This is a genomic window from Flavobacterium sp. XS2P24 (assembly GCF_030010285.1).
Taxonomy (GTDB): domain Bacteria; phylum Bacteroidota; class Bacteroidia; order Flavobacteriales; family Flavobacteriaceae; genus Flavobacterium; species Flavobacterium algoritolerans.
This window is the reverse complement of sequence record NZ_JASCRU010000006.1, coordinates 90,281-105,643: the sequence shown is the minus strand read 5'-3', so window position 1 is coordinate 105,643 and position 15,363 is coordinate 90,281. Positions and strand designations below refer to the sequence as shown.

General features: G+C 35.1%; 9 protein-coding genes. All 9 read left to right on the top strand.

Annotation, left to right across the window (positions count from 1 at the left end; translation table 11 throughout):
• Positions 1 to 126: 126 nt before the first annotated feature.
• The 9 genes from QLS31_RS06835 to mdh all read left to right on the top strand — a co-directional run bounded on the left by QLS31_RS06835 (position 127) and on the right by mdh (position 15,279).
• Positions 127 to 3,141, top strand: coding sequence for a tetratricopeptide repeat protein (locus QLS31_RS06835; protein ID WP_282743237.1), 3,015 nt, complete (start codon positions 127 to 129; stop codon positions 3,139 to 3,141).
• An 82-nt stretch (positions 3,142 to 3,223) separates the two neighbouring features.
• On the top strand, positions 3,224 to 4,087 hold the full coding sequence (locus QLS31_RS06830) for a PhzF family phenazine biosynthesis protein (protein ID WP_282743236.1): 864 nt from the start codon (positions 3,224 to 3,226) through the stop codon (positions 4,085 to 4,087).
• A gap of 47 nt (positions 4,088 to 4,134) precedes the next feature.
• Positions 4,135 to 5,943 (top strand): TonB-dependent receptor, encoded by a 1,809-nt coding sequence (locus QLS31_RS06825; protein ID WP_282743235.1) that lies wholly within the window; start codon positions 4,135 to 4,137, stop codon positions 5,941 to 5,943.
• A 179-nt stretch (positions 5,944 to 6,122) separates the two neighbouring features.
• Complete coding sequence (locus tag QLS31_RS06820) at positions 6,123 to 6,572, top strand: hypothetical protein (protein WP_282743234.1); 450 nt, start codon at positions 6,123 to 6,125, stop codon at positions 6,570 to 6,572.
• Between the two features lie 233 nt (positions 6,573 to 6,805).
• Positions 6,806 to 8,482, top strand: coding sequence for an asparagine synthase B (gene asnB, locus QLS31_RS06815; RefSeq protein ID WP_099714639.1), 1,677 nt, complete (start codon positions 6,806 to 6,808; stop codon positions 8,480 to 8,482).
• Between the two features lie 173 nt (positions 8,483 to 8,655).
• The gene (locus tag QLS31_RS06810; RefSeq protein ID WP_282743233.1) at positions 8,656 to 10,281 is read left to right on the top strand and encodes an amidohydrolase; all 1,626 of its coding nucleotides are present in this window, start codon (positions 8,656 to 8,658) and stop codon (positions 10,279 to 10,281) included.
• Positions 10,282 to 10,476: 195 nt separating this feature from the next.
• Positions 10,477 to 12,093, top strand: a complete 1,617-nt coding sequence (gene asnB / locus QLS31_RS06805; RefSeq protein ID WP_282743232.1) for an asparagine synthase B — start codon at positions 10,477 to 10,479, stop codon at positions 12,091 to 12,093.
• Positions 12,094 to 12,274: 181 nt separating this feature from the next.
• Positions 12,275 to 14,218: a DNA topoisomerase (ATP-hydrolyzing) subunit B gene (gene gyrB, locus QLS31_RS06800; RefSeq protein ID WP_282743231.1), complete on the top strand. Its 1,944-nt coding sequence runs from the start codon at positions 12,275 to 12,277 to the stop codon at positions 14,216 to 14,218.
• Between the two features lie 125 nt (positions 14,219 to 14,343).
• The gene (gene mdh / locus QLS31_RS06795) at positions 14,344 to 15,279 is read left to right on the top strand and encodes a malate dehydrogenase (RefSeq protein WP_099714643.1); all 936 of its coding nucleotides are present in this window, start codon (positions 14,344 to 14,346) and stop codon (positions 15,277 to 15,279) included.
• Positions 15,280 to 15,363 lie beyond the last annotated feature (84 nt).

Sequence of the window (15,363 nt, the reverse complement as noted above, 5' to 3'; positions counted from 1 at the left end):
GGAGTTTAAAGGGATGAATAAAGTTAAATTCTTCAGTGTTAAAAAAAATGTTCATAATAAAAGCCGATAACGATTCGTTATAGACTTCAGAATATGATACATTTGAATTATTAAAATAAAATCACAATGCGTAAAATTTCTTGGCTCTTCTTTATTCCAATTTTCATTATAACTGCCTCTGTTTCGGCACAAAAATCAACAATTTACACTCACGATTCAAAAGATTTCAATAAAGCGGTTTCTTTATTTAAAGATGCGCAATATGCATCGGCGCAACTAATTTTTAATAAAGTAAAGGAAACAGCGACTACTGAAGAACTAAAATCAGATTGTGCCTATTATGCCGCTAATTGCGCCATTCGAACCAATCAATCCAATGCGGATGAATTGATGGAGCAATTTGTTTCGGATTATCCTACAAGCGTAAAACAAAATCAGGCGTACATTGAAGTGGCACATTATCATTTTAACCAAGGGAATTATCCGCAAGCGTTACAATGGTTTGATAAAGTAGACGAAAGCAGTTTAAGCAGAAACGACCAAGATAAATTCAATTTTCAGAAAGGGTATAGTTTTTTTAATGCCAAAAAGAAAAAAGAAGCTACAGTGTATTTGAATAAAGTCGTAAACTCTGCTGAATATGGTTCTCAAGCCAAATATTATTTGGGATTTATGGCGTATGAAGGTGATGATTACAAGCAGGCAACAAAGTATTTTGATGAAGTTTCAGGTGAAGAAAAGTACAAAGAAAAGCTTTCGTATTATCAGGCTGATATGAATTTTAAGTTGGGGAATTTCCAAAAAGCAATTGATTTAGGACAGAAAGCAATGGCTAAATCAACTCCTTTGGAAAAATCAGAACTGAGTAAAATCATTGGCGAAAGCTACTTCAATTTGAAACAATATGATAAAGCTATTCCATATTTAGTAGATTATAAAGGAAAAAAAGGAAAATGGAATAATACGGATTTCTATCAATTGGGATATGCGTATTACAAACAAAAAGACTACGAAAACGCGATTTCTCAGTTCAATAAAATCATTGGAGGGAAAGATTTTGTAGCGCAAAATGCCTATTATCATTTGGGAGAAAGTTACCTGAATACCGATAAAAAACAGCAGGCTTTGAATGCTTTCAAAAACGCTTCTGAAATGGATTTTGATTTGGCAATTCAAGAAGATGCGAGCTTGAATTATGCAAAATTAAGTTATGAATTAGGGAATTCGTATCAAAGTGTACCAGCGGTTTTGCAAGCTTTTTTGAAAAAATATCCAGATAGTGCAAGCCGTTCAGAGGTGGAGAAATTATTGATAGATTCTTATATTTCGTCTAAAAACTACAAAGAAGCCTTAGTTTTATTGGAAAAAAATAAATCACCAGAAAACAAATTAGCGTACCAAAAAGTACTTTTTTACAGAGGTTTAGAATTATACACCGATGGGAATTATCCGGAAGCCTTGAAGATGTTCACAAAATCTGTGAGCGAACAAAAAGATGCCGTTTTTACTGCTCGTGCTACTTTCTGGCAAGGTGAAACAGAATATGTTTTGAATGATTTCAAAGACGCGTTATTAAGTTTCAAGCAATTCATTGGTGCAAACCAAGCGGCTACAACACCAGAATTTAAAAACAGCAATTACAATATTGCATACACGTATTTTAAATTGAAAGAATACGATCAAGCGGGTAATTATTTCCAAAATCAAATAGAAAAAGCACCTTCGGATAAAGTACGTTTGAATGATTCGTATTTGCGTTTGGCGGATTGCCGTTTTGTAACTTCAAAATACGGTCCGGCTATGGATGCGTACAGTAAAGTAATAGAATCTAAAAGTGTAGATGCAGATTATGCGTATTTTCAAAAAGCGATTTGCTATGGATTTATAGCAAAAAATGACAAGAAAATAGATGAGCTAAATGCTTTTTTACAATTGTATCCAAAATCAGAATACAGAGACGATGCACTTTTTGAATTGGCCAATACGTACGTTGCCGAAAATCAAAATGATCTTGCCGTTAAAACGTATGACCGTTTAAATACGGAATTTAAAAAAGGTTCTTTCACTTCCAGATCTATTTTGCGTCAGGGATTAGTGTATTATAATACGGATAAAGACGAGCAGGCATTGTTGAAATTTAAGAAAGTAGCTGCTGATTTTCCTAGAACTCCAGAGGCTTTAGAAGCTGTAGCCACCGCTAGATTGATTTATGTGGACAATGGCAGAGTTGATGAATATGCAACTTGGGTTCGTACGTTGGATTTTGTTGCTGTAACAGATGCAGAGCTTGATAATGACACGTATGAAGCTGCTGAAAAACAATTTCAACAAAATAATGTTAAACAGGCAATAGCAGGATTTAGTGGTTATATAAACCAATTTCCTCGTGGGATTCATGCTTTAAAAGCTAATTATTATCTTGCTCAATTGTATTATTCTGAAGGTTCGGAGAGTAAATCTATTGCTAATTATGAATATGTAATTGCGCAATCCAGAAGTGAATTTACAGAACAATCGTTATCAAGATTAGCTCAAATTTTCCTTAAAAATAAAGAGTATGAGAAAGCAATTCCGGTTTTATCCCGTTTAGAAAACGAAGCGGATATTTCTCAGAATAAAACTTTTGCACAATCTAATTTGATGAAATCGTATTATGACAAAAAGGATTATCCAAATTCAGTTATTTACGCGGAGAAAGTATTGATGAATCCTAAAACGGATGATAATGTAAAAAGTGATGCGCAAATTATCATAGCGCGTGCGGCAATTGAAACAGGTGATGAAGCGAAAGCGAAAGTTGCCTACGCAAAATTAATGACGATTGCCAAAGGAGAATTAGCTGCCGAAGCCTTGTATTATGATGCTTATTTTAAAAATAAAGACGAAAAGTTTGAAGCTTCTAATACTGCCGTTCAAAAATTAGCGAAGAATTATTCCAGCTATAAATATTTTGGTGCGAAAGGATTAGTATTAATGGCGAAAAACTTTTACGGACTGAAAGACAGTTATCAGGCAACCTACATTTTAGAAAATGTAATCCAAAATTTTACTGATTTTACGGATGTAGTTTCAGATGCACAAAGAGAATTGGATACTATAAAAGCTGAGGAATCTAAAACAAATTCATCGATAACTAAATAAAGAAGGCTGTGATTGTATGTTGGAAAACAACAAAAATCGGCATGAAATTTTTAGAATAATCGAAAGTCAAAAAACAAATAGAATGAATTTACCTTTTTACATCGTTGATGTTTTTACAAAGCAAAAATATGCAGGCAATCAATTGGCTGTTTTTTTAGAGGCTGAAGCCTCTAGTGACGAACAGATGCAAAAAATTGCCCGTGAAATCAACTTTGCGGAAAGCACTTTTATAACAAAGCTTGACCCTGAAAATAAAGCAGCAACAATTAGAATTTTTACTCCAGAGCACGAAATGAAGTTTGCTGGACATCCAATAATAGGAACATCGTGGGTTTTGATGAATACCATATTTGAAGGCCAACCAGAAAAGATTACGTTATCGGTTCCAATTGGTGAAATTCCAGTGCATCAATCGGGAGATTTGGTTTGGTTGGAGGCGGCTCAACCTCAGTTTTTAGATACTTTTTCAGCAGAAGGTTTTTTATCCTTCAGCAATTTAAGCAGTGCTGATTTTGATGATAAATTTTCCATTCAGGAAGTAAGTACCGGAAGTGCCTTTGTTATTGTCCCTCTGAAAAATAAAAAAGCATTGGAGAATTTAATTCTTGACAAGGATAAAATGAACGAATGGTTGCATACACACTGTAAAACCAATCATAGAGCGTTATATTTTTATTGTTTAGAAGATGCAAAACTCATTAGCAGAATGCTATGTGTTGAAAACAATCAACTTATTGAAGATGCTGCAACGGGAAGTGCCAGCACTTGTTTACAGGCTTTTCTTTTGAAATATTATTCACCAGAAATTAAAATAGTCAATCATCAGGGAGATTTTATAAACAGAGCTTCCCAGATTTATTTTGATGGAAAATTAAGTGAAAATCATTTTGATATAAAAATAGGCGGAGAAACGCAATTCATTGCAAAAGGCGAATGGGAAGTTTAAAGATTAAGATTATTAGCGTTAGAAATAAGAAGTAAAAAAAATAAAACATGACATTTAAACAATTAAACATAAAATCATTCACAAATAAGGCAGCAACTTTTTCGGCTCCCTTTCCTTCGGGGAGAATTGGGTTGGGGATTTTATTCTTCTTCGTATTCCAATTTTCGTTTGCACAAAAGAAAGAGCAAATAGGAACAGAGACCGTAAATGTTGTAAAACCGTATACGCCAAAAATTTCGGACGCTTTCAAAGTAAAAGAAATTCCTGAACTGGATGAAGACGCAAATGCCAAAAAAGAAAAGATAAAATACACGATTTTCTCTTTTCCGGTAGCTTCAACTTTTACACCATCCAAAGGGAAAGCAGAAGGGGTAGAGAAAGAAAAGCAAGCCCATTTGTTTAAAAATTACGCCACTTTTGGAGTGGGGAATTACGGAACCTTTATTGGGGAATTATTCGTGAATCATGATCTTAATGACACAGATTATGTTGGTGGAATGTTTCGTCATCATTCGTCTGAAGGCGGAATCCAAAATATAGCATTAGAGGATGGTTTTTACGATACATCGTTGGACTTGATGTATGGTTCCAATCAAAAAGACGTGTCATGGAATTTGGATTTGGGTTATCAAAACCAAATTTATAATTGGTACGGATTACCTGCAAATTTTGGCAGCACTTTGACTCCTCAAGACAGAATGGTTTTGATTAACGGAATTAATCCTCAGCAAACTTACGGTACGATATCGTTAGGCGGAAATGTAGCATTTAACGAAAGTATTTTGAACAAAGCAAGTCTGAAATACAATCATTTTTCGGATGCTTCTGGATCTTCTGAAAATCGTTTTTATGCAAAACCAACAGTAGAATTTGATGTAATGGAAAGCGCTGTAAAAACAAATATAATTGTAGATTATGTTAGCGGTAGTTTCAAGAAAAATTATTTAAATACCAATACAGAGCGAGTAAAATATGGTTTTACAAATTTTGGAATTGTTCCCAGTTTTGTAATGCAGGAAGATGATTGGACGCTGAATATTGGAGTTGGTTTGTTTTATAGTATGGATAATGAAAACAGCAACAATACCTTTTTAGTGTATCCACAATTCAATGCTTCTTACAAAGTTGTTGGTGATTTGATGATTTTCTATGCAGGAGCCGAAGGGGATTTAGAGCAAAACTCCTATATGGATTTTGTCAATGAAAATCCGTTTTTATCACCAACATTGAATATTGTGCCAACAGATAAGCAGTATGATATTTTTGCCGGATTAAAAGGAAAATTAACCAATACAGTAAGTTATAATATAAAAGCTTCGTATGCAAACGAAAGGAATAAAGCTTTATTTAGAAGCAATGATTATACTGAAAATGCGGGTAACGAGGATTATGCTTTTGGAAATTCCTTTCAAGTGGTGTATGACGATATGAAAACATTGCGTTTTTATGGAGAATTAAAAGCTGATTTTTCTTCAGCTGTATCTTTTGGAATCAACGGAACTTTCAGTAGTTACACCAATGATTTTCAGCAAGAAGCTTGGAATATGCCAACAATAAAAATAAATTCAAATCTTGATTTCAATATAACTGAGAAATGGTTCGCTGGTGCAAATGTGTTTTATGTAGGCGAGCGTAAAGATATCCAGATAAATACTGATTTTTCAGCGAATGCCGCTCCTGTAACTTTAAAATCTTATTTTGATGTAAATGCAAATGTAGGATTCAAATACAGCGATCGATTGACTGCTTTTGCAAGAGCCAATAATATCACTAATAATGCCTACCAAAAATGGCAGAATTATCCGGTTCAAGGTTTTCAGGTAATTTTAGGAGTGAACTATAAATTTGATTTTTAATTTGTTACTTAACCACAAAGTTTACAAAGAAGATACAAAGACTACAGAAAGTTTAATCATAAAGAAGTCAGCCTTTTGTCTTCTTTATGATTAAACTTTTTCTAAATACAGAAACTATAATAAAAAAACTTCGTGAACATTGTGCTTTCTTTGTGAACATTGTGGTTAAACTTTAAATTATGACTTTCAAGCAAAAAATACATACGCATTATCTACAATTAGTTCAGGATCGAATCGATGTTTTCAAAGACATGATTGTAGCGCTTACCGAAGATTCTAAGAACGATGCCAAAGGTTCTGCCGGAGACAAACACGAAACCGCTTTGTCAATGATGCATATTGAGCAGGAAAAACTCAATCGTAAATTGAGAGAAGTACTGGATCAAAAAACAGTTTTAGATAAAATTGATGCCACTACAATTGCCGAAACCATCATTGTAGGGAGCTTGGTAAAAGCGAACGGAATCTATTTATACCTGAGTGTGGCGCTTCCTAAAATCAATGTCGAAGGGATCAATATTATCGCATTGTCACCACAATCGCCTTTGGGAAATAAACTCATGGGAAATCAAAAAGGGTTTACTTTTGAGATTAATGGTACGAAGTATTTAGTGGAGAATATTGAATAAAATCCGTTATAATCCGTCCCGAAACTCCGGGAGTTGCATCTGTCTTATCCGCGTCCCATTTTACAATCCACAACTTCAATTCTGTTTTTATTCTTTTTTAATTACATTTTAAATACAAATAATCATTTTTAGTTGTTGTTTGTAATTAAAAATGGCATTTGTGTTTTTCAATTAGAACTATAACTCCATCTTTGCCCTATCAAAATAAACAAAAACATTAAAAATATATAGTTATGTGCGGAATAGTATGTGCCTTTGATTTAAAACAAAAAGCGGAAGTTTTAAGACCGCAAGTATTAGAAATGTCTAAAATTATCCGTCATCGTGGACCGGACTGGAGTGGAATTTTTAGTAATGAAAAAGCTATTTTGTCTCACGAGCGTTTGGCAATTGTTGATCCTGCGTCAGGGAAACAACCTTTATTTAGTGAAGACAAACAACTTGTTTTAGCTGCAAATGGTGAAATCTATAACCACAGAGAATTGCGTAAACAATTTGAAGGGAAATACAACTTTCAAACTGAAAGTGACTGTGAAGTTATTTTAGCACTTTACAAAGAAAAAGGACCTCATTTTATTGATGAAATGAACGGAATTTTTGGATTTGCCATTTATGATGTAGAAAAAGATGAGTATTTTGTTGCTCGTGATCACATGGGAATTATTCCATTATACATAGGTTGGGATGAACACGGAACTTTTTATGTGGCTTCAGAATTGAAAGCATTAGAAGGATATTGTACTAAAATTCAATTGTTTCCTCCGGGACATTATATGTCAAGTAAAGACGGAGAATTTGTACAATGGTATAAAAGAGAATGGACAGATTACGATGCCGTAAAAGACAACGTAACCAGCATTGACGAAATTAAAGTTGCTTTAGAAGCCGCAGTTCACAGACAATTGATGAGCGATGTGCCTTATGGAGTATTGCTTTCGGGAGGGTTAGATTCTTCTATAACTTCGGCTGTAGCCAAAAAATATGCGCAAAAACGTATCGAATCTGGTGATGTTGCCGATGCTTGGTATCCACAATTGCACTCTTTCTCGGTAGGATTAGAAGGTTCTCCAGATTTAGCGGCAGCACAAGTAGTGGCAGATCATATTGGGACTATTCATCACGAAATAAAATTCACTATTCAGGAAGGTTTAGATGCAGTTAAAGATGTGATTTACAATTTAGAAACGTATGATGTGACTACTATTAGAGCATCAACACCTATGTGGTTAATGGCGCGAGTTATTAAATCTATGGGAATCAAAATGGTATTATCGGGTGAAGGAGCAGATGAACTTTTTGGAGGATACTTGTATTTCCACAAAGCGCCAAACGCAAGAGAATTCCACGAAGAAAACGTACGTAAATTAGGTAAATTACACATGTATGACTGTTTGCGTGCCAACAAAAGTTTAGCAGCATGGGGAATTGAAGGGCGTGTGCCGTTTTTAGATAAAGAATTTATGGATGTGGCGATGAGAGTTAATCCACAAGATAAAATGATCAACAAGGAACATCCTATGGAAAAATGGGTAGTTCGTAAAGCTTTTGAAGAAATGCTTCCGCCAAGTGTTGCTTGGAGACAAAAAGAACAGTTTAGTGATGGTGTAGGATACGGTTGGATTGATACTTTGAAAGAGGTTGTAGCTGTTGAAATTTCGGATGAACAATTAGCAAATGCTAAATACAAGTTCCCTCTACAAACGCCAACTTCAAAAGAGGAATATTATTATCGTTCTATTTTCCATGAGCATTTTCCAAGTGATGCCGCAGCTTTGTGTGTTCCGCAAGAAGCAAGTGTGGCGTGTAGTACAAAAATTGCATTGGAATGGGATGAAGCATTCAAGAACATGAATGATCCTTCAGGAAGAGCAGTAGCTAGTGTGCATGATGATGCATATGCAAAAGCATAAACAGTATTAAAATAAGATTTTATAAATAGATAGAACGCTCTCCATTTCGAGAGCGTTTTTTTATGGGAACTATTTTTATGGAGAAGTTTACAATTTGAAAAAAATATAATTACGGCATTGTCTAAAATAATTAGGTGGAGTTTTTTTATATTAGCATAACTAAAATGTTTATTATGAGATTTATTACATCATTCCTTGCTTTATTTTTATTGATTTCCTGTGATCAAAAGGATAAGATTTCCGTTGATACCATTATTACAGATGCAACTATTTACTCGGTCAATAATTCTTTTGCGGAGGCTTCGGCTATGGCAATTGATAAGGGAAAAATTGTAGCTATTGGCACAAATCGTGAAATTGCAAAACAATATGAATCCAAGAATACGATAGAAGCCGAAGGGAAATTTATTTATCCAGGCTTGATTGATGCGCATTGTCATTTTTACAGCTATGGATTAAGTTTACAGGAAGCTGATTTGCGCGGTACCAAAAGTATGGACGAAATAATTACTCGTTTAAAGGCTTTTCAAAAAGATAAAAATCCAACGTTTATTGTAGGTAACGGTTGGGACCAAAACGATTGGAAAGTAAAAAAGTATCCTACAAAAGCAGAATTAGATGCTGTCTTTCCTGATATTCCTGTAGTATTGAATAGAGTTGACGGGCATGCAATTATTGTGAATAGTAAGGCATTGAAATTGGCCGGAATTACAAAAAATACGAAAGCTGTTGGCGGTCAAATTGAGATTGCAAACGGAGAACCAACAGGAATTTTAGTTGATAATCCGATGGAATTGGTTTTTAAAATAATTCCGAAACCAACTCGTAAAATACAAATAGCTGCTTTATTGGATGCTGAAAAAGTGATGTTTGATTACGGATTGACAACAATAAATGATGCAGGATTAGATCCGGATATTATTCATTTGATGGATAGTTTGCAAAAAGCAAAAGTGATGAGGCTTAATGTGTACGCAATGGTTACAGCAAATCAAAAAAATATCGACTTGTATCTAAAAAAAGGAATTTATAAAACCGATAATCTAAATGTCCGTTCCTTTAAGATGTATGGCGATGGCGCTTTGGGTTCTCGTGGCGCTTGCATGCACAAACCGTATTCTGACAAGCCAGACCAATATGGCGCTTTGTTGGCACCGGTTACAGAATTAAAAGAAGTGGCAAGGCAAATTGCGGCTTCGGATTTTCAACTCAATACGCATGCCATTGGAGACTCCGCAAATACGGTGATTTTAAAAATATACAGACAAGTTTTAGAAGGTACTAAAGACCGAAGATGGAAAATTGAGCATGCCCAAGTTTTACGTGAAGCTGATTTTGACTATTTTAAATTCGGGATTATCCCTTCGGTTCAACCTACGCATGCGACATCCGATATGTATTGGGCTGGTGATAGATTGGGGAAAGAAAGACTAAAAAATGCGTATGCTTATAAAAAATTACTCCAAAAAGCTGGAATGGTAGCTTTAGGAACTGATTTTCCTGTAGAGGAAGTGAACCCGATGCTGACTTTTCATGCTGCAGTTGCCAGAAAAGACAGTAAGGAATACCCAAAAGGTGGTTTCCAGATGGAAAATGCTTTGACTAGAGCCGAAACTTTAAGAGGAATGACCATTTGGGCAGCTTATTCTAATTTCGAAGAAAAAGAAAAAGGAAGTCTGGAAGTGGGTAAATGGGCTGATTTTGTAATGTATGATCAGGATTTAATGAAAGTGGAAGAGCATAAAATAGTAAAAATGAAGCCAACAAGTACGTATTTAAAAGGCAAGAAAGTGAAATAAATAAGAGGATACTCTTTGAGGATTTATAATTGTAATGGAATAATTTTATTAATTGAGTATTTTAATTACACTTTAAATGTAAAATTATTTTTTTTGTTTCAAATTTAAACTAAATAGTGTGTTTGTGTTTTGTATTTGTAACTACTATCGCATATTTGTTGAGTTAGAATTGGTAAAAAATAAAAATATAATGTTATGTGCGGAATATTAGCCATTATTGGAAGAGCAAAAGACGAACAGCTAGTTGGGGAGCTTTCGAAAAGAATGTCGCATCGTGGCCCGGATGAAAGTGATTTGCATGTTACCGAAAAAGGACATATTTTAAGCCATGAACGGTTGTCTATAATCGATTTGCATTCCGGAAAACAACCGATACAAGGCACAAAAACGGCCTATATGGTTCATAATGGCGAAATATACAATCATCAGGAATTAAGAGATGGTGTTTTAAAAGAACATACTTTTAGAACAAAATCAGATTCAGAGGTTATTGTGCATTTGTACGAAGAGTTTGGATACGATTTTTGCAATATGTTGGATGGAGATTGGGCTTTTGTAGTCGTTGATGGTGATGATTTTATTGCGGGTAGAGACCCAATGGGAGTAAAGCCGTTGTATTATGGTTTGGACGAAAGAGGAAGAATCTATTTTTCATCGGAAATGAAATCTATTGCAGATCAATGTAAAACATTTTCTACTTTTCCTCCAGGACATTTTTATACTCAAAAAACGGGTTTTGTAAAATATTACAAGCCGGAATATGAAGATTATTTAAAAGCAGACCAAGAATTAGATTTAGAATTAATCAGAGAAACTTTGACCGAAGCAACTCGTAAACGATTGATGAGTGATGTGCCAATTGGGGTGTTGCTTTCTGGAGGATTGGATTCTTCCTTGACTTCGGCAATTGCTTCCAGACTCTTGGCGGAAAGCGGTAAAAAATTACATTCATTCTCGATTGGTTTAGATGCTGATGCTCCGGATGCTGCTGCTGCCAGAAAAGTAGCGGAATATTTAGGAACGGAACACCACGAAATTCACTTCACTATCGAAGAAGGAATTAAAATATTGGACAAACTAATCTGGCATTTAGAAACCTATGACGTGACTTCGGTAAGAGCAAGTACTCCAATGTATTTCTTATCTAAAGCGATTACGGATATGGGAATAAAAGTGGTGCTTTCGGGCGAAGGAGCAGATGAGATTTTTGGAGGATATTTGTATTTTAGAAATGCGCCTTCAACAGAAGATTTTCAAAAGGAAACAATCGAAAGAGTGCAGAAATTATTTACTGCCGATTTATTAAGAGCTGATAAATCAACGATGGCTCACGGATTAGAGGCTAGAGTTCCGTTTTTAGACAAAGCTTTCTTGGAGATGGCAGTTCGTATCAAAGCAGAAGAAAAGATGCCTAAAACGTACGATGGAAAGGAAAAATACATTCTGAGAAAAGCATTTGACACACCGGATAATCCATATCTTCCAGAAGAGGTTTTATGGAGACAAAAAGAACAGTTCTCAGATGGAGTAGGATACAACTGGATTGATCAATTGATTGAATACTGTTCCTCTCAAGTTACTGATGAGCAATTAGCCGGAGCTGCTGCTGAATTTCCATACAATTCCCCTGCAACTAAAGAAGCGTATTTTTACAGATCTATATTTAACAAATATTATCCGCAAGTTAGTGCGGCACAAACGGTTAGAAAATGGATTCCGAAATGGCAAGAAAATCAGGATCCAAGCGGAAGAGCCAATGCAGCGCACGTTCAGGCAGATACCGAAATTGCTAAAACAGGAGTTACGGTTTAAAATATTAAATTGATTTTGCAGGAATAGAAAACGCTCTCGATTTTGAGAGCGTTTTTTTTGTAGTTATATGAACAAATGTTAATAACTTAAGAGCTTAAAAAGGGATTTTAACGGTTATATAATTTGCGTTTTTATATATTTGCGTGTTAGACAAAAATTACATTTTTTTAGAATAAAATATATGAGCGAAGAAATCAAGAAGGACAATTATTCAGCGGATAGTATTCAGGCATTAGAGGGAATGGAGCACGTAAGAATGCGTCCATCAATGTATATTGGAGATGTAGGTGTTCGAGGACTACACCATTTAGTTTATGAGGTTGTAGATAACTCTATTGATGAGGCAATGGGAGGTCATTGTGATACCATCAGAGTCGATATAAATGAAGATGGGTCTATTTCTGTTGAAGATAATGGACGTGGTATCCCGGTTGGTATTCATAAAAAAGAAGGTGTTTCGGCATTGGAGGTTGTAATGACTAAAATTGGTGCCGGAGGTAAATTTGATAAAGATTCGTATAAAGTTTCTGGAGGACTTCACGGTGTTGGGGTTTCTGTAGTGAATGCGCTGTCGAACCATTTGAGAGCTACTGTTCATAGTAGTGATGGAAAAGTGTACGAACAAGAATATGAAAAAGGAAAGGCGTTGTATCCAGTTAAGCAAATTGGAGAAACGACTAAAAGAGGTACGATTGTAACTTTTTACCCTGATCCAAGTATTTTTACGCAAACAATAGAGTATTCTTATGATACTTTGTCAGCTCGTATGCGTGAATTATCTTATTTGAATAAAGGAATCACAATTACATTTACTGATAAAAGAGAATTAGATAAAGACGGAAATTTTGTTTCTGAAATTTTTCATTCTGATGAAGGTTTAAAAGAATACATCCGTTACTTAGATGGAAATCGTGAGCCAATTATTGCACACGTTATCTCTATGGACCATGAAAAAGGAGAGATTCCGGTTGAAGTTGCGTTAATTTATAACACAAGTTATACCGAAAATATTTTTTCTTATGTGAATAATATCAATACACATGAAGGAGGAACGCACTTGCAAGGTTTTAGAACTGGTTTGACCAGATCCTTAAAGAAATATGCAGATGCTTCTGGAATGTTAGATAAGTTGAAGTTTGATATTTCTGGTGATGACTTTCGTGAGGGATTGACAGCTATTATTTCGGTAAAAGTTGCTGAACCACAATTTGAAGGGCAAACTAAAACAAAACTGGGGAACAGAGAAGTTGTTTCTCCGGTGAGTCAGGCAGTGAGTGAAATGATTGAGAATTATTTGGAAGAAAATCCAAATGATGCCCGTATCATCGTTCAAAAAGTAATTCTTGCAGCACAAGCACGTCACGCAGCCAAAAAAGCGCGTGAAATGGTACAACGCAAAACCGTAATGGGTGGCGGTGGATTGCCAGGAAAACTTTCTGATTGTTCGGAACAAGATCCTGCAAAATGTGAAGTATATCTTGTCGAGGGAGATTCGGCAGGTGGAACAGCAAAACAAGGTCGTGATCGTGCGTTTCAAGCAATTTTGCCATTACGTGGTAAAATTTTGAACGTAGAAAAAGCAATGCATCACAAAGTTTTTGAAAACGAAGAGATTCGAAATATATTTACTGCTCTTGGTGTTACAATTGGAACTGCCGAAGATAGTAAAGCGTTGAATATTGAAAAATTGCGTTACCATAAAGTAATTATTATGTGTGATGCCGATGTCGATGGTAGCCACATTTCTACTTTAATCTTGACATTCTTCTTTAGATTCATGAAAGAATTAATCGAAGAAGGTCACGTATATATTGCAGCACCACCTTTATATTTAGTTAAAAAAGGGAACAAGAAAGAATACGCTTGGAATGACGTACAACGTGATCAAGCGAATGAAAGAATGGGCGGAAGCGCAGGAATTCAGCGCTATAAAGGTCTTGGGGAGATGAACGCGGAGCAATTGTGGGAAACTACAATGGATCCAAGTTTCAGAACTTTACGTCAGGTAACTATTGACAGTTTGGCGGAAGCCGATAGAGTTTTCTCTATGTTAATGGGTGATGAGGTACCACCAAGAAGAGAATTTATTGAGAAGAATGCAGTTTATGCTAATATTGATGCATAACGTAGTTTAATCGTTTGCTTTTTGTTAGAACAAATTACGATTAACACCATAGAGATTAACCAAATTAACTAATAACCGAATAAACTAATAACCGAATAAACTAATAACCGAATAAACTTTAAAATATGAAAGTTACCATTGTAGGAGCAGGAAATGTAGGTGCGACCTGTGCAGATGTAATTTCTTACAGAGGAATTGCCAGCGAAGTAGTGTTGTTAGATATCAGAGAAGGTTTTGCTGAAGGTAAAGCTTTAGATATTATGCAGTGTGCTACTAATACGGGTTTTAATACCAAAGTATCAGGCGTTACTAATGATTATTCTAAAACCGCTGGAAGTGATGTAGTTGTGATTACATCAGGAATTCCAAGAAAACCAGGGATGACTCGTGAAGAATTAATAGGTATTAATGCAGGAATCGTGAAAACGGTTGCTGAAAACGTATTGAAACATTCACCGGATACTATAATAGTTGTAGTTTCTAATCCTATGGATACCATGACTTATTTAGCATTGAAATCTACTGGATTACCAAAAAATAGAATAATAGGTATGGGAGGAGCATTAGACAGCTCTCGTTTCAGAACGTATTTGTCTTTGGCTTTAGATAAACCTGCAAATGATATTTCAGCAATGGTTATTGGTGGACATGGTGATACTACTATGATTCCTTTGACAAGATTGGCTTCTTATAATGGAATTCCGGTTTCTCAATTTTTATCAGAAGAACAATTACAAAAAGTAGCTGCAGATACAATGGTAGGTGGAGCTACACTTACGGGTCTTTTAGGAACATCAGCTTGGTATGCTCCAGGTGCTTCAGTTGCTTTTTTAGTTGACAGTATTTTGAATGACCAAAAGAAAATGATCGCTTGCTCCGTTTTTGTTGAAGGAGAATACGGTCAAGATGATATCTGTATAGGTGTTCCTTGTATTATTGGTAAAAATGGAGTAGAAGAAATTCTTGATATTAAGCTCAATGAACAAGAAAAAGCCTTATTTGCTAAAAGTGCTGATGCCGTTAGACAAATGAATGATGCCTTAAAATCGATTTTAGCATAAAAAAATACATATATAATAAGGAAGACTGCTAATATGCAGTCTTTTTCTTGAGATTAATTAATAAATAAATTGGTTAATCTTAAC